Consider the following 23,933-nt stretch of genomic DNA (forward strand, 5'->3'; position numbering starts at 1 on the left):
ATGAACGGATTAGAACCGGCAGTGGCGTATAACAAGTCAGCCGAGGCGGACGGCTTAGCCTTTCGCTGCGCTACAGGCCAAGCCGCCGCTCACTTTCGTCGTTAAGCGACATATGACAAGGAGTCTCGATGTCGGATGCACGGTGCCGCACGATCTGCTGGACACCCATTTTGGATAAGGACCGGGAGGTCGCGGGACTGGAGCATCTGCTTTTGTCGGAGGGTGCGGCTGATCGACCGGCTCTACCTCTTCGAGAACCTCGACGGCAGTGATTTCAGGGCCGAGCATACCGCAGTGATGTTTCGCCCTGTTGCGGGCGCGCAGCTGATCCAGCAATTTCGGGCCACTGGCGGCAGACGGTGTGTCTGGTTCGGCCATAAGCCCCTTCCATATGATAAGAAGTTATAAATTACAAACATTTAGAATAACAAATTTCGAGTTATACACCTCACTGACCGGTGTTATACAACTGAGGTAGGTGTCTAATACAAATTTCGGCAGTGATGTGATTCGGAACCATGAACTCGAAACTCACTAAGTCGGAGAAAGCAACCTTGCGCGAACGTGCTGAAGAAGCGTGGAGGGTCGAGCTCGAAGAGTCATTAACGGAGGATATCATGAAGACATTCGTCATGAAGAAGGTCGGAGAAGTGGGCTTCGTGGAGAAGGATCGGCCGGAGTGCGGGTCTCTCGATGCCATCTTGCGCCCGACGAAAGGACTGATCTGCACATCTGACGTGCATACAGTCCACGGTGCGATTGGGGAACGGAAGAACCTCACGCTTGGTCACGAAGTTGTAGGTGTGGTCGAGGAAGTCGGCGAACTGGTCACCAAGTTCAAGAGAGGGGACCGCGTCGCGGTAGGATCGATCACGCCCGACTGGGGCTCCGACGCGGCACAGGCAGGCCATCCTTCCCAATCCGGAGGGGCGCTGGGCGGCTGGAAATTCGCCAATGTTAAGGATGGGACCTTTGCGGAGTACGTGCATGTCAACGAGGCCGACGCCAACCTAGCCCCGATCCCCGACGGCGTCTCAGATGAAGCCGCCGTGTACGTGTGCGATATGATGAGTACCGGGTTCATGGCTGCAGAAAATGCCGGGATTCCGATAGGAGGGACCGTGGCGGTATTTGCGCAGGGCCCCGTAGGCCTCATGTGCACCGCGGGAGCTCGTCTTCAGGGCGCCGGTTATGTGATCGCCGTGGAGAGCGTACCTAAGCGGCAGGAATTGGCCCGGTATTATGGGGCCGACGAAGTCGTCGATTTCACAAAAGTTGATCCAGTACAGCGGATCCTCGATGTCACAGGCGGCGAAGGTGTGGACGCGGCCATCGAAGCTTTCGGGGCTTCCAAGGTGTTCAAGCAGTGCGTAATGGTCATCAAGCCCGGAGGCAAGGTTTCGAATGCCGGCTACCATGGTGAGGGTGAGGTCATCGAGATACCGCGCGAGGAGTGGGGCGTCGGCATGGCAGAGAAGGACATCGTAACCGGCCTTTGCCCCGGAGGTCGTCTGCGGATCTCGCGTTTGCTACGATTGCTCGAGAACGGACGTCTCGATCCCACGCCGATGACCACCCACACCTTCCAATTTCTCGAAATCGAGAAGGCATTCCGCATGATGGAAAACAAGGAGGACGGCATGATCAAGCCTCTGATCGACTTCGGACGCTAAAAATTCCGATCGGCCTTCGATGTGGCGTATGCCGCCCAACGAATAAGGTTAAGTCGCGCGAGACACGAGCCCTGATCTGAACCGACTGTTGGACGAGCCCGGATCCTGAATGTGGAAACGGACGACGAAAATAGCTTTTGGAGTTTCAGGGGCGGCGAGGCTCGGCAGGAACGGTGACCGGTCCGCGTTCGGACAATGGTCATGAGGCCGCCGCAGCCGGGACAGCGTAGAACGGGCCGTGCCTTGACTGCCTCGAGGACGCGGCGGAAGCGCTTCGGAAGGACACGCTGGAGCAGCAGCCACCGGAGGCTGGCACCGGGGAGTATGCGGGTTTCGGTGTGCCGAGTTTTGCTGTTTCGATAGCGGAAGGTGACCTGACCGTGGTCGCAGGCGGACATAATAGGCCACCGCACAGCGGTCATGACACCGGACACTGTTACATAGCGGGTTCCGGGATCTCGCCCTTCAAGCAGACGCTATGCGAGGCGGCGAGGCGGCAAGCCGCTGCCAGCGGTGCTTCGCGAATACGACAACGGCAATAGTCACCCCGAGTGTCTCTAGCGATTCCTCGGTAAGTAGAACGAACTGCCCGAGTGTAGTGGTAAGCCATTCATCTCCCAAGCGTGCGACGCCGTTCGCCTCAACTGTCTCCAAGCCGATTGCGCCGGTAACGAACACGAGTCCGGCCAGGACGAGCTGCCACAGCGCACGGGTACCAACGGTCCGACGCGCAGTGACAAAAAACCAGGCGCTCATGATCACCAGCAAAGGCAGGAAAACAAGCGGCCAGAAATAGGTTTTGACCGATCCGACGCTGACGATGCGCTCACCGTCCCCTACCAATCCGCTGCCCTTCAGCAAGCCGCCGACCGCCTCGTGGACCGAAAACAGTTCATCGAACCCGAGGTAGATAAACACCAGCGCCGAAGCGAACCAAAAGACCCCGCGATCGAGGCGGTAGCACTGAAATGCAAGCCACGACGCGAACCAAAGCTGAAAGGTTGCGAAAAAAACTGGAATTCGGTATCCCGAGCCCATCCAGAACGCCGCTCGGAGCCATCCGAGCTGATCGATTCCTTTATCGCGCGTAAGCCAAAAACCGAGCCCTAGAATCACCTGTACCGTAATCAATACCGCCCCCAGAGCGACCGCCCGCTGTGACGGATCCGCTCGCTGCCACCAGACGAAAAGGTTCGGCGCCAAGCGGCTTGCAGCCAGTGTTGTCCCTACAAGCAGCCAAACAAGCGCTTCCAGTACCCAGAAATGAAAACGGTGCGGCCATGCCGCCCAGGACATGGCTGTTTCAGACGCTCCCTTAGACAAGATACTCGGAAGCTGTAGCACGTGCAGAATTACGCCGACCCCGATTAAGAACACGAAGATCACCCGAAACGAGTAGTTCGGATATTCAATAGTTGTATTCATTGTTTTAGGGATCACAGGAGATGGTTTCGGCCACACGATCATGCGTCTTTTACCCCGCTGCATTATCGAATTGAGTGTTTTGACACAATATTGTCATATCACTGAGGTATAATCCAAGCGGAGTTTTTATATCGTCTCGATAAGATAAATTTTGTAATTGCTCTTCGCGGGTACATTCAGGAAAGTCCTACGGCATACGAATCCATCATTGAGAAGACTTGCGGGGACTCGATTGGATGGGTCGAAACACGCTGGGTCAATCACTTGCACAGGTTGCTTCTCCGAGTTGGAGACTTACTGTGCGTAAAGAAAGTAAAGCCCTATTCGAATCGCACTCCCCAACCCAATCACTCCGCAATCGGCGCTCGCACGTTCCCGTTCGCCGGGAGCGAACGGGAACGTGCGAAGCACGGCCCGAAGGGCGAGCCTCAGGAATGAGGCGAGTAAATCGGCCTCGCCACGCGACGCTGTCCCGCTTCGCTCGCGAGTCCGGGGTAGCCCATCCCTGACCTGCCCGCTCGTTGCGTTGCGCCTCGCCCTGCCGATTTGTCCCAGAGGGAGAAGGGGCTCCTGTGGCTTTACTTTCTTGACTATTGGTAATCAGAGTTTCCTTAAAGGACGAGGGAAACGACCCACAAAGTCTATGCTCCGCTACACGATGAGGGAGACAGCGGATTTCAAATGTCGTAGAACGTTATCATTGGCAACGAACTGTATCCCTACGGCCATCACTGAATCCGCCCCATGCTCAATTCCAGCCAACCATCAATGGATCCCGCCTTCGAGTTCGACGTTTACACCGCCGTTCTCGCCGGACTGAATCTGGTCGAAGCTAGCGCCGGAACCGGCAAGACCTGGACGATTTCAGGGCTTTACGTTCGGCTGATACTCGAGCTCGGTCTGAGCGTGGATCAGATCCTGGTGGTGACCTATACCAAGGCGGCGACAGCGGAGCTGCGGGATCGCATTCGCAAGCGGTTGCGAGAGGTTCTTTCCGCTTTCGAAACCGGGGACAGCGAAGACGAATTCTGCCGCTGCATCGTCGATCAATACCGCGACCGGGCAGAACCCGCCATGCGCCGTCTCGGCTACGCGATCAGCGGGTTCGACGAGGCCGCGGTCTACACTATTCATGGCTTCTGCCAGCGCCTTCTAAACGAAAGCGCGTTCGAATCGGGAATGGATTTCGATTGCGAACTGATGCCGGACGAAACCGATTTGCTTAGGGAAATCGTCGACGATTTTTGGCGGAGCGAGGTTTATCTTGCGTCGGGGGCCTGGGCCGGTTTCCTGGCTCAGAAGAATCAATCTCCCGATGTTTGGCTGAGCGAAATTCAGCCTTATGTGGGTAAGCCGTTCCTGAAAATCGAGGCGCCCGTCGTACCGGCAGACGAGGAGGATACCATTGCAGGTTTCAGCCGGGCCGTGCTGGAAGCGGCGGAAGTTTGGCATGCCCAAGGAACTGCCATCGAGTCGCTACTGCTGGACTATTCGGGTTTCAACCGAACCCGCATCAAGCCGGAAAGCTTGCGGAGCTGGCTCGACGAAACCGCCGAATTTTTCGGCCGATGGCCGGTATCGGCACTGGAGCAAACACAGCAGCCGGTGGTGTTGCCTGAAGTCCCGCCCTTGATCGAGCTCCCCGGAAACCTTCAACGGCTGACGCCGGAATTCCTTTCCACCGCCGTCAAAAAGGGTTGCGAGCCTCCGCAGCACCCTTTTTTCCAATGCTGTCGTTCCATCATCGATGCGGACCAAGCACTGCGTTCAAGTTTCGAAACCCGCCTTCAAGGCCTCAAGCGGCGGTTGATCGAGTTCTGCAACGCCGAATTGGAGCAGCGCAAGAGCGTGCGGCAAGTCGTCTGTTACAACGACCTGCTGAACCGGCTGGCCACCGCCCTGGACTCGGAACACGGCGAATGCCTGGCGGAAACCGTTCGCCGACGATACCGGGCCGCCCTGATCGACGAATTCCAGGATACCGACCCTATCCAATATCGTATCTTCCGGCGCGTCTACGGCGACGGCGGCTCGCCGGTCTTCTTCGTCGGCGACCCCAAGCAGGCGATCTACGGCTTTCGCGGCGCCGACATCTTCAGCTACCTCGAAGCGCGGAGCAACGAACGCATCGTCCGCCGTACCCTGAAGACCAATCAGCGCTCCGAGCGGGATCTCATCGCTGCGGTCAACACCCTGTTCATTCGGCATCCAAGCCCCTTCCTGCTCGACGCGATCCCCTACCCGGAGGTAAAAACTGCCGCAAGGTCGCGTGCCATTCTGGATATCGAAGGTGACGATACGGTTCCGTTCCGTTTCCTGTTGCTGCCGCCGGGGCAGGACGACCAGGGCAAGGAGCAGCCCTATGCGAAAGGCAGCGCAAGTCGGACTGCAGCACTGGCAACCACCTTCGAGATCGCCCGGCTTCTCAACGCCGCAAGCGAGGGCAAGGCCCGGCTGGGTGAGCGGCATGTCGACGGGGGCGATATCGCCGTACTGGTGTCTACCCATGTTCAGGCGCGCTTGATGGAAGACACCTTGACAGCCTATGGCGTACCCAGCGTGCGCCAGGGGCAGGAGAATGTGTTTTCCACTTCCGAAGCGGCGGAGCTCGAGCTGGTCTTGCAAGCAGTCGCACAGCCGGGGCGAGAACCGCTGATCAAGGCCGCATTGGCGACCAAACTCATGGACTGTACGGCGAACGCAATTTTCGAGCTGCAACGGGACGAAGACGCCTGGGAAGCGGTCTTCGACCGCTTCCAGGCGTACCACCATATCTGGCTGAGCGAAGGCTTCATGCCGATGTTCCGGCGCTGGTTCGAAGATGCCCGCATCACCGACCATTTGCCGAAATTCCGCGACGGCGAGCGACGGCTGACCAATCTTCTGCACCTGGCCGAATTACTGCAAGTGGAGAGCCGCAAGAAGTCCAGCATCGATACCCTGCTGGGCTGGTTCGGCCGGGCTATCCGAAATCCGTCGAAAAATGACGAAACGGCCTTGCTGCGGCTGGAAAGCGATGCCAAGCGCGTAAAAATCGTGACCATTCACACCAGCAAGGGGCTCGAATACCCGATGGTGTTCTGTCCGTTTCTCTGGGATGGACGGCTGCGGCAGCGAAAAGCACAATCCGTGTTACTGCATAGTAACGGCGAGTCGGTTTTGGACCTCGGCTCGGCGCAGCTGGAGAAAAACCGCCGGCAAGCCATTCTTGAAGAAATGTCGGAAAACCTGCGCCTGCTTTACGTTGCACTCACCCGTGCCGTATACCGCTGCTATGTCGTTTGGGGCAATGTTCGCAATGGCCGCGACAAAACCGAAGGCTTTCACTCGACCGCCATGGCCTGGCTGCTGCATGGGGGCTCGGCGACACCGGATGACGACCCGCCGGCAGCACTGGAGACCCGGCTGCTGGAAGCGGATACCGATCTCATCGCGGCCGATATCCGCCGTTTCGCGAACCAAGCCTCCGGCTGCGTGAGCGTTGCCTTTGCCGAAACCCGCCCAGTCCGTTACCAGGCCAGAAAACCTGGAAACGACACGACGCTGACCACTCGCCCCTTTCGCCGTGCACCGCTTTACCCGAATTGGCGCATGAGCAGCTTTTCCGGATTGATTACCGGGCGACATAGCGAAGCACCGGATTACGACCTTCTGCCCGATTCCGATTTACCCGAAGCACCGGGAGATTCCATATTCGCCTTTCCCCGTGGAGCCAGAGCCGGATCATGCCTGCACGCGATTCTCGAAGAATGGGATTTCGCCTGCCGCGACTCCGAATCGCTCGGCGAACTCGTTCGCCGTAAGTTGAAAGCTCACGGTATCGACGATCACTGGACCCCGACCGTTCGCGAGGCCATCGAAACCGCGCTCGATACACCGCTCGACGAGAGCGGACTCCGGCTCTCCGATACTCTGCCGGAAAAGCGGCTGGTCGAAATGGAATTCACCTATGTCTTGCGCGGAGGGAATTCCGAGATGCTACGAGAAACTTTGGCTAATCCCGGTTTCCAGTTCGATCCGCGCTATGCCGAGGCCGCCCGACTGCTCGACTTCAAGTATATCGAAGGCTATATGAAAGGCTTCATCGATTTGGTATTCGAAGCAAGCGGCCGCTATTATCTGCTGGACTGGAAATCCAACTGGCTAGGCAACACATATACCGATTACGCATCGGACCGCCTGGCCTCCGCAATGGCCCGCGAGCATTATTACCTTCAATATCTGATCTATACCGTCGCTCTCCACAGATACCTCGAGCAACGGTTGCCGACTTATCAGTACGAAACCCATTTCGGCGGAGCCTATTACCTGTTTCTCCGAGGTATCGCTCCCGGACAGAAAACCGGAGTTTTCCGGGACAGGCCGAACTTGCAGTTAATTAAGACGCTGAGCGCCCTCTTGATCGGAACATCGTGAAATAGAGTGGGGTTATATAAAGACGCCGGCGAACCGACTTTTGAGGTGCCGCAACCGTTCTGATACGCTCGCGATTCGCTGGTTTAACCGCGTGGCCGGAAGCGCTGGAGGACCGAAGGCCACCGGATTGAAAGCCGTACCCATCGCGAAATATGTGCATACCGACCAATGGCGGGACTGTTCATTAGGCAAAATACGGCGAAAATAGGTCATCCCTCACTTCGAGCAACAACCTCATGACCCCGGACGCCGGCACTGCCTCGTCATATTCATCCGCCCGTTCGTCATCGGCCAAACCGGCCCCGGCAACGAAGCCGCTTGTGAAGCTTTCGCCGCTGGGGAAGCAGTTCGCCGCGTATTTGGGGCGGCTGGACGACACCGCGGATGACGCGGTCATTCGTGCGATGCAATTGGTTTATCAGGCCGTCACCGAAGGCCACGTCTGCATTTGTCTGAACGACTATGCCGGCTCCGATGCAGTCAGCGAGAACGGTGATGAGATCATCACTCTGCCCGATCTCGCCGATTGGCTGTCCAGGATACGAAAATCCAGGCTGGTCGGAGCTCCCGGCGGATTCGCGCCGCTCATCCTGGAGGCGAACAACCGCCTTTATTTGACCCGTTACTGGCACTACGAGAAGACATTGGCGGACAACTTGAGATCTCGCGCGGAAAGCCCATCTCCGGAAATCGATTTGGCCGAGCTTCGCGCCGAACTCGACCGGCTTTTCGCACACAATACCGAGGTGCCCGATCGGCAAAAGCTGGCTGCGGCCGTGGCGACGTTGCGGCGGTTCTGCGTCATCTCCGGGGGGCCCGGAACGGGAAAGACTTCCACCGTGGTCCGGATACTCGCCGCGCTCCAGTCCCGGCCCGGAGAAAAGCCGCTGCGCATCGCGCTGAGCGCGCCCACCGGCAAAGCGGCGGCACGGCTTCAGGAGTCGATACGCGAACAGAAGGCAAAACTGCCGGTGCCGCAAGCCGTACTCGACGTGCTCCCCGAAACCGCCTCCACATTGCATCGGCTGCTGGGCGCGAAACCCGACTCCGTTTATTTTCGCCATAACCGGAAAAATCCGCTGCCGCTGGACGTGTTGGTGGTGGATGAGGCATCGATGATCGACCTGGCACTGATGGCTAAGCTGACGGATGCCCTACCCAAGAGCGCCCGCCTGATTTTGCTGGGGGACAAGGATCAACTGGCAGCCGTGGAACCCGGAGCGGTGTTCGGCGATCTCTGTGAAGTGTCGGGCTATAGTCCGGCCTTCTGCGAACAGCTTTACGCGGCATCGGGTGTCAACATCCCGTCGGGCGACCTGTTCACGCCGGCCTTGTCCGACTGTATCGCGATTCTCACTCAAAGCCATCGTTTCGGGTCGGCCAGCGGTGTGGGCCAACTGGCGCGAATGATCAACGCAGGGCGCGCCAAAGAAGCGATCGCACTGCTCGTCGACGGTCGCCATTCCGATATTCACTGGGAGCCGACGCGGCCCGGCGGCGGAGCGGACCTGGTCCGAAGGATGGAAATCGGCTATCAGGCATTTTTCACGGCTGTGGACTTGGGTGCCGAAGCCAGGGAAATTCTGCGGCTGTTCGGACGTTTCCGGGTGCTCACCGCCCATCGGGAGGGCGATAGCGGGGCGGCAGGCATAAACTTTCGGTTCGAGGAGCAGCTATACACGCGGCGCCGATTACGCCGCGAGAGCCGATGGTACCCCGGCCGCCCGGTCATCGTAACCAACAACGATTACGATCTCCGCCTCTTCAACGGCGATATCGGCGTGGCAATGGCAACGGCCGGAGGGCTCAGGGTCTTTTTCCAGGACGCCGATGGCCATATCCGGGGGTTTTCACCGGCACGCCTACCCGAACACGAAACCGTTTACGCCATGACCGTTCATAAAAGCCAGGGATCGGAATTTGACGAAATCGTGTTGGCGTTACCGGATGTCGAAAGTCCGGTGCTGGACCGCCCTTTAATTTACACGGCTATCACCCGGGCGCGGCATCGGGCCGAAATTCATAGTTCACGGAAGATTTTGGAAGATGCCATCAAACGGGTTCCCGAGCGGTCCTCGGGATTTCGCGAGCGACTTTGGAATCATGCCTGAGAAAACCTTCGGATTGAGCCGGGAATTCCGGAAGACTACAATGCCAAACTTTGCTGCACGGCAGATTTGATCCATGCACGACGAATTCCAGCAGCGCGCCTATGAGCTGATCGAAGCGGGACGCTATATACACGGCCAGGGCTGGGCGCCCGCAACCAGCGGAAATTTTTCCGCCCGGCTCGGCGACGGGCGCATCGCCATCACTGTTTCGGGAAGGCATAAAGGCGAACTGTCCCTCGACGACATCATGTTGATCGACGCCGAAGGCCGGTCGCTGGACGGGAGAAAACCGTCGGCCGAAACATTGCTGCATACATCGCTCTATCGCCGCTACCCCGGTGTCGGTGCCGTGCTGCACCCGCATACACCGAGTGCCACCCTGCTTTCGCGATTTTTCCTCGACGAACTGGTGCTCGAGAACTACGAATTGCTGAAAGCCCTGCCGGGAATCGACACCCATGAAATCCGCATCGTTATCCCGATCTTTCCCAATGACCAGAATATTTCCCGGCTGGCGCTGAAGGTCGACGAATACATCGAACTCCATGGCGACATTTACGGTTATGTCCTTGCCGGCCACGGGTTCTATACCTGGGGAGCCTCGGTGAAAGACGCTCTGCGCCATGTCGAAGCCCTCGAATTTCTATTTGATCTCGAAATTCGCTTACACGGAGGAGGAAAGCCATGAGCTTGCTGACCGTTCATCCCGAAAATCGCCCGGAAGATGTTGAGATCATCCGCGAGCCCGAAGCCATCGCCCAGAAGCTATGGGAAATCGGCGTACTGTTCGAGCGCTGGACTGCCGACCAGGAACTTTTGCCCGACGCCGACCAGGAGTCCATCATTTCGGCCTATCGTCCATCCATCGATCGGCTGATCGATCGCTACGAATTTCGTTCGGTCGACGTAATCAACGTTCGACCTGATCTTCCGCAAAAGGCGGAATTACGCGCCAAATTTCTTAGCGAGCATACTCATGACGATTTCGAGGTGCGTTTCTTCGTTGATGGAAAAGGACTTTTTTATCTGCATCCCGACGACAGAGTCTACATACTGCTGTGCGAGCAAGGCGACCTCATCAGCGTCCCGGCGCACATCAGGCACTGGTTCGACATGGGCGAGAATCCGGATCTCAAGGCAATCCGCTTGTTCACCTCGCCCGAAGGCTGGATCGCCCAGTTCACCGGCAGCAAGATTGCGGAGGCCTTTCCCAAACTCGAACAATATTTGGCCCAATACGTATGATCCGCGCGATTTTGACCGATATCGAAGGAACCACCTCGTCGATATCCTTCGTCAAAGATGTCTTGTTCCCCTATTCCCGCGAGCGTATGATGAGCTTCGTCGCTCACCATGCCGCCGATCCGGATGTCGCGAAGCTGTTGCACGAGGCGCGTACGCTCTGCGGAATGGAGCTCAGTACGGAAGCGGTCGCCGAACAGCTTATTCGCTGGATCGACGAGGATCGAAAAGCACCGCCCCTCAAAGCATTGCAGGGGATGATCTGGGAAGACGGATACCGCAATGGGGACTATTGCGGTCACATCTATGAGGACGCCATGCGCAAGCTAAAGGAATGGAAGGCTCAGGGCATTGATCTTTACGTTTTCTCGTCCGGTTCCGTTCACGCCCAGAAACTCCTGTTCGGACATACCGAATACGGCGATTTGACGCCGCTGTTTTCCGGCTATTTCGACACCCGGATCGGCCCGAAGCAAGAAGAAGCCTCCTATCGGACGATTGCTCGGCAGATCGGTTTGCCGCCCGCCTCGATTCTGTTCCTGTCGGACATTGTCGGGGAACTGGACGCTGCCAAGTCTGCCGGCTTTTTGACATGCCAGTTGGTTCGCGAAGGCACCGATTTGGATCCGAGCGCCTATAATCGGGCAGCGAATTTCGACACCATCAGTATTTCTTCATGAGAAAAGAAGCATTTAAAGAAGAGGTAGAGACGATATCGAGGAAACCGTGAAGCATTGAATCACAACCATTTAGGAGCACAGATCGTTGGTATGATCTATGCTTTTTCACGAGGAGGTGGATTTAAGACTTGATTCAATGAGACTCGAAAAGTAAAGTTCGGGTTTTTCGGTGAGCGGGGTACCGTTCACCCAGGCATCGACGAATTCCCCGCCTCCGTGCGTTGGTGGCGGAGAAGGGACTACGGAGAATTCGTCGATGCCTATGCGAAGACCTTATTCAAAAAGGAACTTAGCATATGAGCACTAACATGAATTCTCACGATCCGCATAAAATGCCCGGTAATAGCCTATCGCGGCGAGCATTTCTAACCCGTGCCGGAATGGCCGCGGTCGGGGCACTGCTTTTACCCTCGGCCGATGCATTTGCGAAAATTGTAAGCAGAGAGCGCAAACTCTCATTTCATAATCTGAATACCGGCGAAGAATTAACACTCCTTTGTTGCCCGCAACAATACTACGACCGTCGAACTTTGCGACAGTTCAGCCATTTTCTGAGGGACCACCGAACCAATACCATTCACCCGGTGGATCCGGCCTTGATCGATTTGCTATATGCCGTTTCAGTCTTCACCAGGAGCCGTGGCACGTTTCAGGTGATCTCGGGATATCGGTCTCCGGAAACGAATCGGATGCTGCGAAAGATCAAACATGGCGTGGCCGAACACAGCTTGCATATGGAAGGCAAGGCGATCGATATTCGTATGAGCGATGTCAGTACACGCACGATCCAGAAAGCGGCCCTTGCTCTGCAACAGGGCGGAGTCGGCTATTATCGGCGCTCCAACTTCGTTCATTTGGATACCGGCAGAGTTCGTTCTTGGTAATGAAAAGCGAGGAAGCGGAGTTGGAATAGGAAGGTGATGGAATCGCTCGGGCAATGCTGCGTTTTATCGGAAAGTCGGGAAAACTTGTCACACGCGGTGATGATCGCCCGGGAACCGAGTTAGGGACAAAAAATTTCTGAATCGAACTTCTCGAAAGAGACTGCCCGGACTCTTGAGCGACCCGTTACCAAGCGGAATCCCGTATTCAGAACTAAAGAAAAAAGGCGTGGTTTACTCCACGCCTGCAAATAGCACAAGAAATCCATTCACGATGAGCCGTTTACCGTTCTTGTAACGGCTCATCCGGTCTCGCTGAATTTCGCCGCAAGCGATCCCATAGTGACGTCCGTCCGTCGTTTCAATGGGTTGCCCTCTTGTTGTTTTGGATTTTATCTTTGTAAGCATCTCCAATCCTCTCGAACATCGATAACAGGCAAACTTCTAAAAACCTCTCGCCTGAATCAACTCGCAGCCAGATGCCTCGGAGCGGCTGCGCGAAGAAAAACTTCATGGAACTCGGTACGTGCCTGCCGCAAATAGGTGATCGCCGATTCCCTATCCGCATTGGGAACCAGAAAGTCTTCCATGGCATAGTCACCGGCATATCCATTCTGCTCGAGCAAGGAAATGAGTTCTTTCCAATCCACCATTCCGCGGTTCAAAGGCGCCCAACCCCAGGCCCAGCCGGTAGAAGTCTGTTTCCAATTCATGTTCTTGACATGCACGTTGACCAGGTGTGAACGGATCAGTTTGATGCCGAACTCCCAGTCCTCCTTGCCTTCCACCATCATATTGGCCGGGTCGAATGTAATGGCAACGCAGTCCGGATCGAGGTCGTTTACAAGACAAAAAGCACTGCTGAAACTGCTCATGACCGTTCCCCAGTGAAGCTCCAGCAGAACCTGCACACCGGCCTTATAGGCCTTGCGTTCGAGTTGTCTAAGCGTTTTTCTCAATGAAACCATCAATTCCTGCGGTTCCTGCAGCGCCTCGTAAGAAGGAATAATTTCGTTGATCTGCGCGAGCCTTGCCACACTGGCGTGACAACCTCTCGGCAATACCAGCCGTACTTTCGGCACCCCCATTTTCTCGGCGACTTGTAGCAACTGATCGACCGATCCTTCATCATCCACCGGTAAATACGAGTTCAATACCGGAACCGCTAATCCTGCACGCTCAAGTTTACGTCTCAAGAAGAATCCTTCCTGATCCAAATCTTCCAAGCTTTTATGGAAGTTATCGTTTACCCGAAGTTCGATGCCCTGATACCCGGAATGGATTGCAATATCGACGGCTTCGTTAAACGAAAACTTCGGCAATACTGAAGTACACAGATTCATAGACGTATCTAAAAACATTTTCATAACCTCTGGATTGAAATAATCACAAATAATTAAATGAACGACGCCAACAATTTTTTAATTCGGCATTGAGATTAGAATCATGCCGTGAATTGGCGGGTGATTTTCTTCTTCCATGAATGTCGGGAATCACTATTCATCCTATGAAGAAAATACCCATTCCTTCTGTTGTTGACCCCCTGACTGAATCAGAGTTGGGCTAAGATTAACGACGTGAGTCGTATCGTTCTGTGAAATATTTCCGCGCGCGACTCCAACAAATTGGGATCAGCCAAGCCCGGCCAAGAATAAGGCGGCAATTTGGTAATCCTGGCCAGTGGTTTCGTGCAGAGGTGTCTTTCGAGCAATACCGGACCGCATGGACAGCGGGATGGGCTCTGAATCGCCTCGTTCGCCATCTTGGGATAGAACAAAGTTCTTCCTTCGGAAAGCCAAAGTTCCCGAACCGCAGGTAATGTAGACATCCGCGGCCTCCACGGAAAACCACGCCGTTCGACGCCGTGGTGTCGCGATTCCGCACCGGCGTCCAGCCATACTCACAGATTTGCCCTTATTTCAGTGAACCATCGCACATTCGGCGAGTGACTTAGTGCCTTGTTCGGCAAATGGACATGTACGAAGCTAGCGCGGCCTTCCCGGCTTGTCAGCCTGCGCCTTAGGCCGCACCGATGAACGCCCTGGGCACGTGCTGCCCTATTCGTTGCATTTGCCGGCGGCACACGGGAGCTTCCGGCACCGAACTGAAAACAGCCCGTGAAATGATCGTCATTTCAGCAGGGCAAGCGTGCTTCGTTTTCATCTTCGACCCTTAGGATGAAACTCGGACGCTGACCGCTGGGTAGCACCATTCCGAAACCGGTCTGGTATCACTTAATAACCATACGAAGAGTGAGGACTAGCAATGACCAAAAAAATCAAGACGATTCGTCGACATCTCGATGTCATGGGGGACGCCGTCTTCCATACGGGCGCTACTGCGACGATCACCCTAGCCGCCTTGGCTCCGCTCGCGTTTTGGAGCGCCTCGCCCGCTCGCGCGGCGGTCGAAGAGCGCGTGGTGGAAGATCCGCCCCGGCTCGAACTCCGCGAGGGTACGCAGTCCCGGATGACCCTTATGCCGCGTCCGACGCCCGGGCCGAGGGTCGGCATGGAGCGGGAGCTCGACCTCAACATCGTCTACACCGACAGCCAGCTTTACAATCCGGCCACCGGAAAGTACGACAAGGTGCGTCTGCGCAGCTACGTCGGGACCGACACCAATCCGAACCGCCCCTTCGTCGCACCCACCATCGAGGTGACGCCGGGCGATACCGTACGTATCACGCTTAACAATAAGCTGCCGGCCGATCCCAGCTGCCCTCCCCCCGACGGCGATGTCAATACCCCACATTGCTTCAACAGCACCAACCTGCACGGGCACGGCTTGTGGGTCAGCCCGACCGGCAACAGCGACAACGTGCTGTTGACGATCAATCCCGGAGTGAGCTTTCAGTACGAGTACAACCTTCCGCCGGACCATCCCGCCGGGACCTACTGGTACCACTCGCACCTGCACGGCTCGACCGCGCTCCAGGTCTCGAGCGGCATGGCTGGCGCCCTCATCGTGCGGGGCGACCGGCTGCCCAGCGATACCGCCAACGGCGACATCGACACCCTGCTGAAAAACCCCAACGGCCAGCCCCTGCGGGAAAGAGTGCTGGTGCTGCAACAGATCCAGTACGCCTGTCTCGATGAATACGGCAACGTTCTGAAAGACAGCTACGGCCAGGTCGTCTGGAATTGTCCCAATAGCAAAACCGGCATTCACGGCATCGAATCCTACGACCAGTTCGGCCCCGGCAGCTGGCCGCTGTCCGGCCGCTACACCAGCATCAACGGCGCCGTTCTGCCGACTTTCAAGGCCAGGGCCGGCGAGATCGAGCGCTGGCGGATGATCCACGCCGGCGTGCGCGACACCATCAGCCTGCAATTCCGGCGCCTCAAGTCCGGTTCGTCCCACGTCAATAGGCTGACAACCGCGGATGCCGATCGCTTCATCGCGAACAACTGCGTGGGCGATCCGATTCCCTTCCATGTCATCGCCGAGGACGGCCTGACCCGGGCAGCGGCCTGGCAGACTCCGGTGACGGTCTTGCAGCCCGGCTACCGCAGCGATGCCCTGGTGGTTTTCCCGGAAGCCGGCCCGTACTGCGTGATCGACACATCCGCCCCGGCCGCGGGCAGCATCAGCGGTGCGGCGGAGAGCCGTCAACTGCTGGGCGTGGTGGTGGCCGGTGCAGGCCGGAAAGTCCAGGACGTCCACGATTACCTGACACAAGCGCTAGTCACCGCCGCCCGACGCACCATGCCGGTATCGGTCCGGTCTCAGATCGTGGCCGATCTCGAAGACGGGCTGAAGCTTACCCGTTTCACGCCGCATCCGGACATCGCCGACAGCGAGGTCACCGGCACGCAGGAACTGGGCTTTTTCATCGATGTGTCAAACGCACCTGACTTCAAATTCTTGGTCAGCAATGACCTGGGACCAAACCCGGACTTTCAGGCCTACGATCCAAGCAACTTTGATCGGACCCTGACCCTGGGCGGCGTGGACGAATGGACAATGCAGTCACATTTCGTCAGCCATCCGTTCCACATCCACATCAATCCGTTCCAGATCGTCAAGATTCTCGATCCGAGCGGCAGGGATATCAGTGCGCCCGGTGAAATCGACAATGCCGGCGGCTGTATCGATCCGCAATACCCCGGACTGAAAGGCGTGTGGAAGGACACACTCTGGCTCAAGAGCCTGATCGGGTTCGACACCTGCAATTCTAATCCGGGTACCGGAATCTATACCTTGGTGGTGCGTACTCGCTATCAGCGCTACATTGGTGATTTCGTGCTGCACTGCCACATCCTCGATCATGAAGACCAGGGCATGATGCAGAATGTCCGCATCGGGATTCCGGACGGCCAGGGCGGAACCGCAGCCGCTGCCCACCACTAATCGGCCGGTGCGCCGGACCGCCGGGCCAGGGAATCTTTCCGGGCCGGCGCACACCGACTACGCCTTCCGAAGGCGGATCTGAAACCCTTCGATACCTTAAGCAAGCTCTGATCAAGTCTCCAATTCGGAGAAGCGACCTGTGCAACGGATTGATCCAACAGGCCCCAACCCGCCCTCTCCCAGAGGGAAAGGGCTTATCCAGAGCTTCCTTAAGTTTCGCATCCGGTATCGAATCGGCTTTGACGGTCTTGCCCGCATCGTAGCCGCGGCCCTCATTTTTCCGCCATCCTGACGGTCTACGAATTCTTCCGCGCCCGACGCGCCCGAATAAGGATGTTTTCGATCAAGGCTTCATCCGTGTTCCGTATGACTTCCCTAGGACAGTAAATCCTCGACGTTCACGTCCACGAAGTCGGCTCGCACGAATTGATCGCGCAAGTGATAGGGAACCGTACAATCGAAGATTGTTTTGCAGGAAATGCCTTCAGCCGGAATCGACGGACTGAATTGCGGTGTCTGGGATGGATCCAGAGGATGACAGCGTACCCCGGGAATGAACACGGTGCTGACATCTCCCTGGTAACGAGTGGTCATGGCCCAAAGCACATCGTTGCTGTCGAAAATATTGACGTCCTCGTCCACCAGGATCACGTGCTTCAGTTCCGAGAATGCCGCAAAAGCAACCAGCGCGGCTTGTCGCTGCCGTCCTTCATCCCGAATCGACGATTTCCTGAATTGCAAAATCGCCAGATATTTTCCGCCGCCCGCAGAATGGGCGTATACATTCAGAAGCCGTCCCGGCATGCTCTTTTCTACAAGCTGCAAAATGCTGGCTTCGGTGGGAATTCCAGCGAGGTTGACATGTTCTTCACCGGGGCCGACGATCGTCTGCAAGATAGGATTGTTTCGGTGTGTAACTGCCGTCACACGGATCACCGGCAGTTCGGCTTGCGCGTTGCCGAGGTAACCGGGAAATTCCGGCATGGCGTACCCTGTATTCGTGTTGATATCCTCGCGCATGCGCTCTCCGGGTAGAATCTCGCCTTCGATCACGATCTCCGCGTGTGCTATGGCCTTGGCGGCAACCGAGACGCAATCCACCAGCTCGATCGGACGCTTTCGCAAACCGCCCGAGATCGTTAATTCATCGAATCCCAGCGGCGTAGTAGGAGGTTCAAAGCAGGCGCCAACGTATATTGCGGGATCCAGGCCCATATTGATGGACACCGGCAGCGGTCGTCCGAGACGCTCGGCCTTCATACGGAACTGGTCGATATGACGCCCGGGGACGAAATAAACCGTCAGACGATCCGGCCCCTGGACACACAATCGGTGTATGGTGACATCTGCTTCCCCGGTCTCAGGATCTTCGGCCCGCAACAAGCCCATATTGAAATAGGGACCTGCGTCCAGCAGGGTATTGGTAGGCGCTGGTATCAGGGTCCGGATGTCCAGCGGCGCAAGATGCACATTTTCCTGGCAAGGCGCATGTGAGCCTGGGACGGTGACGGGAGCGATGGGGTGATTGAGCGCATCGAGCAGCGCGAAGGGCAGACTTTCGACAGAACTGTTCAACAACAATGCCGTTCTTTCCCTGCTCGCGAGTATCCCTACCGCCACCCTCATGTCGTATCCCTTCACGTTCTCGAATATCATGGCCGGACCGATCCGGGTCGGCGGAACGACCGGCGTCCCGGCACCGATCTTGCGATAAATGCCCGCCAATTCGCCGTGTGGATCCACCAGCTTCTTGGTGGTCAGCAATTGCCCGGGCTTGCTTGCGAGGAAAGCCAGCGCAGAACGCAAATCCTTGATGTCATTGACTGACAATGTGTCAGTCGCTTCTTCTTTGAGCATTTTTCTTCTTCTCCGTTTGGGAAGCCACGTCAAGCGGATACGGTTTATCCACCGAATAGGGGTTGGGATCGCTCCCCCAGTGCTCCACCGGCATGTCCACACCCAACTCCACCACATGACCGTCCGGATCCAGGATATAAAATGCGCGCATCACCCTGTGATCCACGCCATCCGACACGGCGATCCCGGCGTCCAAACATTTCCGGTAAAGTTCCACAAGCGCAGCTTCATCGACGACGTTCAGGCAAAAATGGGCTAACCCGGTCTCACGCGAAGCGGGGACCGCCGCCCCCGTCCCCACCTGCATCAGTGCGAGATCATGATGATGAGCGCCAGCGGAATAAAACCGCATTCCGGGACGCTGTCCCACCAGCCTCAGATTCAGAATCTCCCGGTAGAACCGATCGGATGCCTCGAGGTCGCGCACCTTCAACACAATATGATTGATGCCGTGTATCAGCATGGCCTTCCGTTTATCGCACGAACCTGATTCAGTACCTGCCATAGCCGCTGTCTTCCGACATATCGAAAAGCACCGTAATTGCTATGGCGATCGCGACCGGCACCAACGCAGCCAGACCGGTCAGGACAGCTGCACGCTGTGTACTCAATCCCGGTTGTGATCGCTGCAAAAGGGAAACCGGCAGGTTGGCCCCCAAGGCGGCCAGAAGCAGCAAGCTGCTGCTCATCGACAGTTCGGAATAAAAATGGGCGACAAGTAACAAGCACCCCAAGGTCACCATCGCCACCGCCGTGCCTGCATGTCCCATCGGACACTGGACACGCAGACAATGCCACAGCAACCAGCCACTCAGCGCTGACGCCAGCGCAGCACCAAGTTGCCCCAGCAGTATGCTGCCCATTATGGTTGAGACGACGGCTACGCCGGCAGCCGCGGCGATAATCGTAACACCGCTCATGGCATTCCGCTGCGCCGACTGGTCGGCATGCGTCCAAAGCCCGAACCATATCACAGCGACTCCGGACACGGTAAACGTTGTGCGCATGAAATCGATCTGGCTCACGACTGGCCACAGCAGCAGACTGCTCATCGATAAAGCAAACACGCCCTGCAGACTTACGCGCACCCCCGGAGAAAAATTGCGGGCATCGTCGATGGAAAACACGATCAAGACCCCGAGCAGCAGAAGCGGTATCCAGTCTAACACCTGCAATGGCGGAAACGCGAATCCACCGTAAATCGCCGCGTAGGCCGCCAAAAAGCCTGCCCCTACGGAAACCCCGCTCAGTATCTTCAAGTATTGCCGCGATGATTGAACCCCTCTTCCAATCCGGCCGATAGTCATGCCAATCAGCACGGTCATTATTGGAACGGCGATGGTTCGCAGCAGCATGGTTGCCAAGAACGAAGAAAATAGGCTCATTACCGTCTCCCCGCTAGACAACTTGTGCCGGCGGCTAGTGCCGCCGGCATGCGTGTTCCCTTTATTTGCGCTTGCCTTCGATATTCACCTGTACCTGTATCGTGTCGCTGATGCCGTTCAACATGTATTTCATGCCGAAATCACTGCGCTTGATCGTAGTAGTGGCGACATAGCCGGAGCGGTAGCCGCCCCAGGGATCCGACCCGGCACCGACGTGGCGCAGGTCGAAGGTGACGGGTTTTGTCACTCCGTGCAGCACCAAGTTACCGGTCAGTAGCCCAGTCTTCTTGTCTTGCCACTCCAATTTGGTGCCTGTGAACGACATGGTCGGAAACTGCTTGGCATTGAAGAAATCCGGCCCCAACAAATCCTTATCGCGCTGCTTGTGGTTGGTGTCGAGACTTTTCAGCGGAACTTCCACCGATACCTTGGTTTGTTCTGGACTAGCGGGATCCAGGCTGAAGCTGCCGCTGATGGCGTTGAAGCGGCCTTCCATCTCACTTACGCCCAAATGACCCACCGTAAAGCGCACTGACGAGTGCTCAGGGTCGATTTGATAGGTGCCGGCCGGGCTGTCCGTTTGCTCCTTGTAGGCATCTTCGGCGGCGACCGGCCCGGTATGCAAGAAAAAAGCGGCGATTAAAGAAAGACTACAGGCTGACCGGGATTTGCGCGACGTGTAAACAGGATTGTTCATGATGATCTCCTTCCGAGTTTTCAAAAGCTGATTGATGTAACGAGGTCGGAACCGCGGATTCAGATTGACTACAAAAGCGTATCGACTCTGGACGCTGACCTTCATAGGCAACGCGCTGCAGGATCGGGCTGAATTTACGGTCATGTTGTACCGACAGGCACACAAATGTCCTAACCATAATAGTCCTAACACAAACTATTTGCATAAAAATTATTTCAGAAGAGCTCCCGCAAGCGCGCCAAAACCATCTCAGTCTGCTCCAGTTCCCGCTCGCTGAGCTGACCGAAGCGTTTCTTGAGATAGGCCATGTGCGCCGGAAACACCTCTTCGAAAACCCGCTCGCCTTCAGGGGTCAGGACGGCAATAAAACTCCTTCGGTTTGCGGCGGGCACTACGCGCTGAAGCAAGCCTTTTTGCTCCAGCCGATCTACGATACCGGTTAGGGTTCCCTTGGTAATGAGCGTTTTTTCCGCCAGCTTGTGAAGCGGCATTCCCGTCGTGTTTCCCAGCGTGCTGATGACGTCGAACTGGGGGGGCGTGAGCCCCATTTTCCGGACGTGCTCCGCAGAGTAAGCGGCAAATGCCTGGTATGCCCGAACCAATTCGCGCATGGCCGGAATGAAAGCTTCCTTCGCCGCTTCATCGGTTGGAGATCCCGGGTTCGCCGCATTACCGTTCATGAGATCCACCATCCTGTTTTGGTAGAGGCGTGCGCGCCTGAGCCGGTTCCCAAGCTCGCAGGCCCATACAATTTTGACCGCATTCGGGGGTCGTTCGGCCGGGCCGCCAACGGATCATCCCGTCGAAGGTCACGACGGATAAGGAAACCCTTTGGCCAAAAGGTCACTGAGGACCAGGTCGTGGCCGTAGATATCGTTGTAGAAGCTTACGCTGCCCGACTCGTCCGCCAACACCGTCGAATAGAAGATGTAAACCGGCACGGCCTGCTTTAAGGTAACGGTTCTCGGCCTAGTGCCATTCATGAGTGATTCGATCCGTTCCCGGGTCCATTCGCCCTGATCGGCGAGGATGAATTGCGCAAGACCCACCGGATCTTCCACTCGGATACAGCCATGGCTGAAATCGCGCCTGGCTTTTTTGAACAATCCCTTCGACGGCGTACTGTGAAGATAAATGTTGTTGTGGTTGGGAAACGCAAACTTGACCAAACCCAGTGCATTTTTGGGGCCCGGTTTTTGCCGCAATTTGAGAGCACCGGTCGATAACATCTCGACGTTTCTGAAGTTCGGCTCATAAACGGGTGCGCTGGGCGAGAAATTTGCCACAATCTCCAGATTATGCTTCGCCAAGTACCCGGGATTGCGGAGAATCTGCGGCAACATCTCCTTGACCGTGATCCGATACGGCAGATTCCAGTAGGGCCGAAAGATGATGTATGTCATATCGGAGTGGAACACGGGCGTATGGCGTCCGTTGACGGACTCTCCGACGATAACGTTCATCTGCAGATCGGATTGACCGAAAGCCGCCCCGTTCCTAAAGCCAAAAAGCTGGAATGATGGAATGTTGACGACCAGATAGTCGCCGGGAATCCGTTCCGGCAACCAGCGGAGCCGCTCCAATCCGAGCTGGATTTGGCGAAGCCTATCCGCAAGCGGAAAATTAAGCTGAGCCAGCGAATTCTTTCCGATAATACCATCGGTCGCCAGCCCGTGGCGCTGCTGAAACTGCTTGACCGCTTTCGCTAATTCGGGTTCATAGATCGGGGAGTCCACCGTGGCCGGGTCGATTTCCGCCAAATCCCCGAGAGCGTGCAATAAGTGCCTAAGACGTGGTACGTCCTTATGGCGATCTCCCGGCCTGAATCTCGCCGGAAACGAGAACCGAACGGAATCGATTTCCTTTGCCAGCCGCTGATAGCGGGGCAGTGCCGCCTTCAGCCGCTCATAGATCGGAAACTTGGGTTCCAAAGCATTGATGATCGAATCCGGGTTCTCGCTCTGTGCCGCCTTCTGAACCAAGTTCGGCAAGTCAACTCGCTTGGGCTCTACGCTGAGTCCGTAATCGACATTATTAGGGTTGATACGTCCCATATAAAGATTCGATACATAACGCATCGTCGCGAGACTCAGAGCCACATCGAAGAAAGCGATTTCCCGCGGATTCGCGACTGTCCCCTCAAATTCACCGAGCCATTGATTCAAAAGCTCGGCATCGTAATCCGCAGCGTTCAAGCCTCTGTTATCCGCGTCCTCCAAGCTCGCCACCAATATTCGCGCCTGCCGAGTGGGCTTTCCATCATTCAGCCATAATGGGATGAGGCCATTCTGAAGATACAACTGCTCCATCTGTGCCTGATAATCGGGGAACTTGCCCCATCGCAACCTGGGGTGCGCAGCTTCCTTGATGAGACTTTGAATATGGATGGCCGGCGTATCCGGGATGAACTCCTGAGCCTCGCCATCGGCCAGAACGACAGCCACGGCTCCGAAACCGAACGCTAAAGCAGCGAGAGTACGCTGAAGAAAAATCCCGAAGAATGGATAAACTCTGGTCATCACGTATTTTCCTTAATTGGCAACAAAACTGTCTTTGCAGCGCTATTCGGTGCGATTGCGTAACAGTATAGCGCCGAACGATTGTTCCCTGAGACACGCGAATCGCTCAACCACACTTAGATCATGCTTGCAGCCTCAAAAATATCGATCAAACCCAAGAATAGCCTACTTCTTTACTTGGGATTTATATAGGACTAAAATGGTCCTCAATTACACAGGTAGCTTCATGCTTCGCATCAGCAAATTAACCGATTACGCCATCATTGTTCTGGGACATATGGCCAGAGAACCTGAACGCACATATGCCGCGACCGATTTGGCCGACTCGACGGGAGTCGCAATACCGACAGTGAGCAAGATTCTAAAGATTTTGACCAAAGCCGACATTCTTAAATCCACACGCGGCGCCAAGGGCGGCTATCAGCTGACCCGACCGCCGGCCAAAACCAGCGTGGCGACCATCATTTACGCCCTCGAAGGGCCGATTGCCCTAACGGAATGCGGACTCGAACATGATCAATGCCAGCAGTCCTCGTCGTGCCAGATTCGGGGCAACTGGGGTGTCATCAACCGGGCGATCCGAACCGCTCTCGAATCCGTCAGCCTGGCCGACATGGTCATGCCCTTGACGAAAGCGCCCGAGGAAATCCGTATCCCGGTCAGCACCCTTCACTATCAGCCGAGATAAAGACGC

At 56.3% G+C, this 23,933-nt stretch carries 18 protein-coding genes; 9 read left to right on the forward strand and 9 right to left on the reverse strand.

Annotated elements, in window-relative coordinates; genetic code table 11:
* Positions 1-518: 518 nt before the first annotated feature.
* A complete protein-coding gene (locus sS8_RS12055) occupies positions 519-1,673 on the forward strand; it encodes an NAD(P)-dependent alcohol dehydrogenase (protein ID WP_232020615.1) in 1,155 nt (384 codons plus the stop codon).
* On the opposite strand, the gene sS8_RS29925 is transcribed toward sS8_RS12055, so the two are convergent.
* Positions 1,670-2,095 carry a transposase gene (locus sS8_RS29925; RefSeq protein ID WP_119629847.1) on the reverse strand — a complete coding sequence of 142 codons (426 nt, stop codon included), beginning with the start codon at positions 2,093-2,095 and terminating at the stop codon, positions 1,670-1,672. The genes sS8_RS12055 and sS8_RS29925 overlap by 4 nt on opposite strands.
* 43 nt (positions 2,096-2,138) lie before the next feature.
* Positions 2,139-3,161 (reverse strand): hypothetical protein, encoded by a 1,023-nt coding sequence (locus sS8_RS12065; RefSeq protein WP_170161057.1) that lies wholly within the window; start codon positions 3,159-3,161, stop codon positions 2,139-2,141.
* Positions 3,162-3,866: 705 nt separating this feature from the next.
* Between sS8_RS12065 and recB the strand changes: the two genes are divergently transcribed.
* The 6 genes from recB to sS8_RS12095 all read left to right on the forward strand — a co-directional run bounded on the left by recB (position 3,867) and on the right by sS8_RS12095 (position 12,431).
* Complete coding sequence (gene recB / locus sS8_RS12070; protein ID WP_170161058.1) at positions 3,867-7,514, forward strand: exodeoxyribonuclease V subunit beta; 3,648 nt, start codon at positions 3,867-3,869, stop codon at positions 7,512-7,514.
* 320 nt (positions 7,515-7,834) lie between these two features.
* Complete coding sequence (gene recD, locus sS8_RS12075) at positions 7,835-9,625, forward strand: exodeoxyribonuclease V subunit alpha (protein ID WP_170161059.1); 1,791 nt, start codon at positions 7,835-7,837, stop codon at positions 9,623-9,625.
* A gap of 73 nt (positions 9,626-9,698) precedes the next feature.
* Entirely contained in the window at positions 9,699-10,313 is a 615-nt protein-coding gene (locus sS8_RS12080; protein WP_119629851.1) for a methylthioribulose 1-phosphate dehydratase, read from the forward strand.
* Positions 10,310-10,870 carry a 1,2-dihydroxy-3-keto-5-methylthiopentene dioxygenase gene (locus sS8_RS12085; RefSeq protein ID WP_119629852.1) on the forward strand — a complete coding sequence of 187 codons (561 nt, stop codon included), beginning with the start codon at positions 10,310-10,312 and terminating at the stop codon, positions 10,868-10,870. The genes sS8_RS12080 and sS8_RS12085 overlap by 4 nt, the downstream gene beginning before the upstream one ends.
* Positions 10,867-11,547, forward strand: a complete 681-nt coding sequence (gene mtnC, locus sS8_RS12090) for an acireductone synthase (RefSeq protein WP_119629853.1) — start codon at positions 10,867-10,869, stop codon at positions 11,545-11,547. The genes sS8_RS12085 and mtnC overlap by 4 nt, the downstream gene beginning before the upstream one ends.
* 296 nt (positions 11,548-11,843) lie before the next feature.
* Positions 11,844-12,431: a YcbK family protein gene (locus sS8_RS12095; protein WP_119629854.1), complete on the forward strand. Its 588-nt coding sequence runs from the start codon at positions 11,844-11,846 to the stop codon at positions 12,429-12,431.
* 461 nt (positions 12,432-12,892) lie between these two features.
* Here sS8_RS12095 and sS8_RS12105 read toward each other — a convergent pair whose 3' ends face one another.
* On the reverse strand, positions 12,893-13,795 hold the full coding sequence (locus tag sS8_RS12105; protein ID WP_119629856.1) for a sugar phosphate isomerase/epimerase family protein: 903 nt from the start codon (positions 13,793-13,795) through the stop codon (positions 12,893-12,895).
* Positions 13,796-14,693: 898 nt separating this feature from the next.
* Here sS8_RS12105 and sS8_RS12110 point away from each other — a divergent pair.
* Complete coding sequence (locus tag sS8_RS12110) at positions 14,694-16,781, forward strand: multicopper oxidase family protein (RefSeq protein WP_197716745.1); 2,088 nt, start codon at positions 14,694-14,696, stop codon at positions 16,779-16,781.
* 375 nt (positions 16,782-17,156) lie between these two features.
* On the opposite strand, the gene sS8_RS12115 is transcribed toward sS8_RS12110, so the two are convergent.
* The 6 genes from sS8_RS12115 to sS8_RS12140 form a co-directional block, all read right to left on the reverse strand.
* Positions 17,157-18,638, reverse strand: coding sequence for a UbiD family decarboxylase (locus tag sS8_RS12115; protein WP_119629857.1), 1,482 nt, complete (start codon positions 18,636-18,638; stop codon positions 17,157-17,159).
* Positions 18,616-19,101, reverse strand: a complete 486-nt coding sequence (locus sS8_RS12120; RefSeq protein ID WP_119629858.1) for a VOC family protein — start codon at positions 19,099-19,101, stop codon at positions 18,616-18,618. Before sS8_RS12120 ends, sS8_RS12115 begins: the two co-directional genes overlap by 23 nt.
* A 28-nt stretch (positions 19,102-19,129) precedes the next feature.
* Positions 19,130-20,023 carry a hypothetical protein gene (locus tag sS8_RS12125; protein WP_145986514.1) on the reverse strand — a complete coding sequence of 298 codons (894 nt, stop codon included), beginning with the start codon at positions 20,021-20,023 and terminating at the stop codon, positions 19,130-19,132.
* A gap of 61 nt (positions 20,024-20,084) precedes the next feature.
* Positions 20,085-20,720, reverse strand: a complete 636-nt coding sequence (locus tag sS8_RS12130) for a YceI family protein (RefSeq protein ID WP_170161061.1) — start codon at positions 20,718-20,720, stop codon at positions 20,085-20,087.
* A gap of 215 nt (positions 20,721-20,935) precedes the next feature.
* Positions 20,936-21,400, reverse strand: a complete 465-nt coding sequence (locus tag sS8_RS12135) for a MarR family winged helix-turn-helix transcriptional regulator (protein ID WP_119632752.1) — start codon at positions 21,398-21,400, stop codon at positions 20,936-20,938.
* Positions 21,401-21,529: 129 nt separating this feature from the next.
* The gene (locus sS8_RS12140) at positions 21,530-23,239 is read right to left on the reverse strand and encodes a L,D-transpeptidase family protein (protein WP_119629861.1); all 1,710 of its coding nucleotides are present in this window, start codon (positions 23,237-23,239) and stop codon (positions 21,530-21,532) included.
* Positions 23,240-23,465: 226 nt separating this feature from the next.
* On the opposite strand from sS8_RS12140, the gene sS8_RS12145 reads away from it, so the two are divergent.
* On the forward strand, positions 23,466-23,927 hold the full coding sequence (locus tag sS8_RS12145; RefSeq protein ID WP_119632753.1) for an SUF system Fe-S cluster assembly regulator: 462 nt from the start codon (positions 23,466-23,468) through the stop codon (positions 23,925-23,927).
* Positions 23,928-23,933: the final 6 nt, after the last annotated feature.

Source organism: Methylocaldum marinum (assembly GCF_003584645.1).
Classification (GTDB): Bacteria; Pseudomonadota; Gammaproteobacteria; order Methylococcales; family Methylococcaceae; genus Methylocaldum; species Methylocaldum marinum.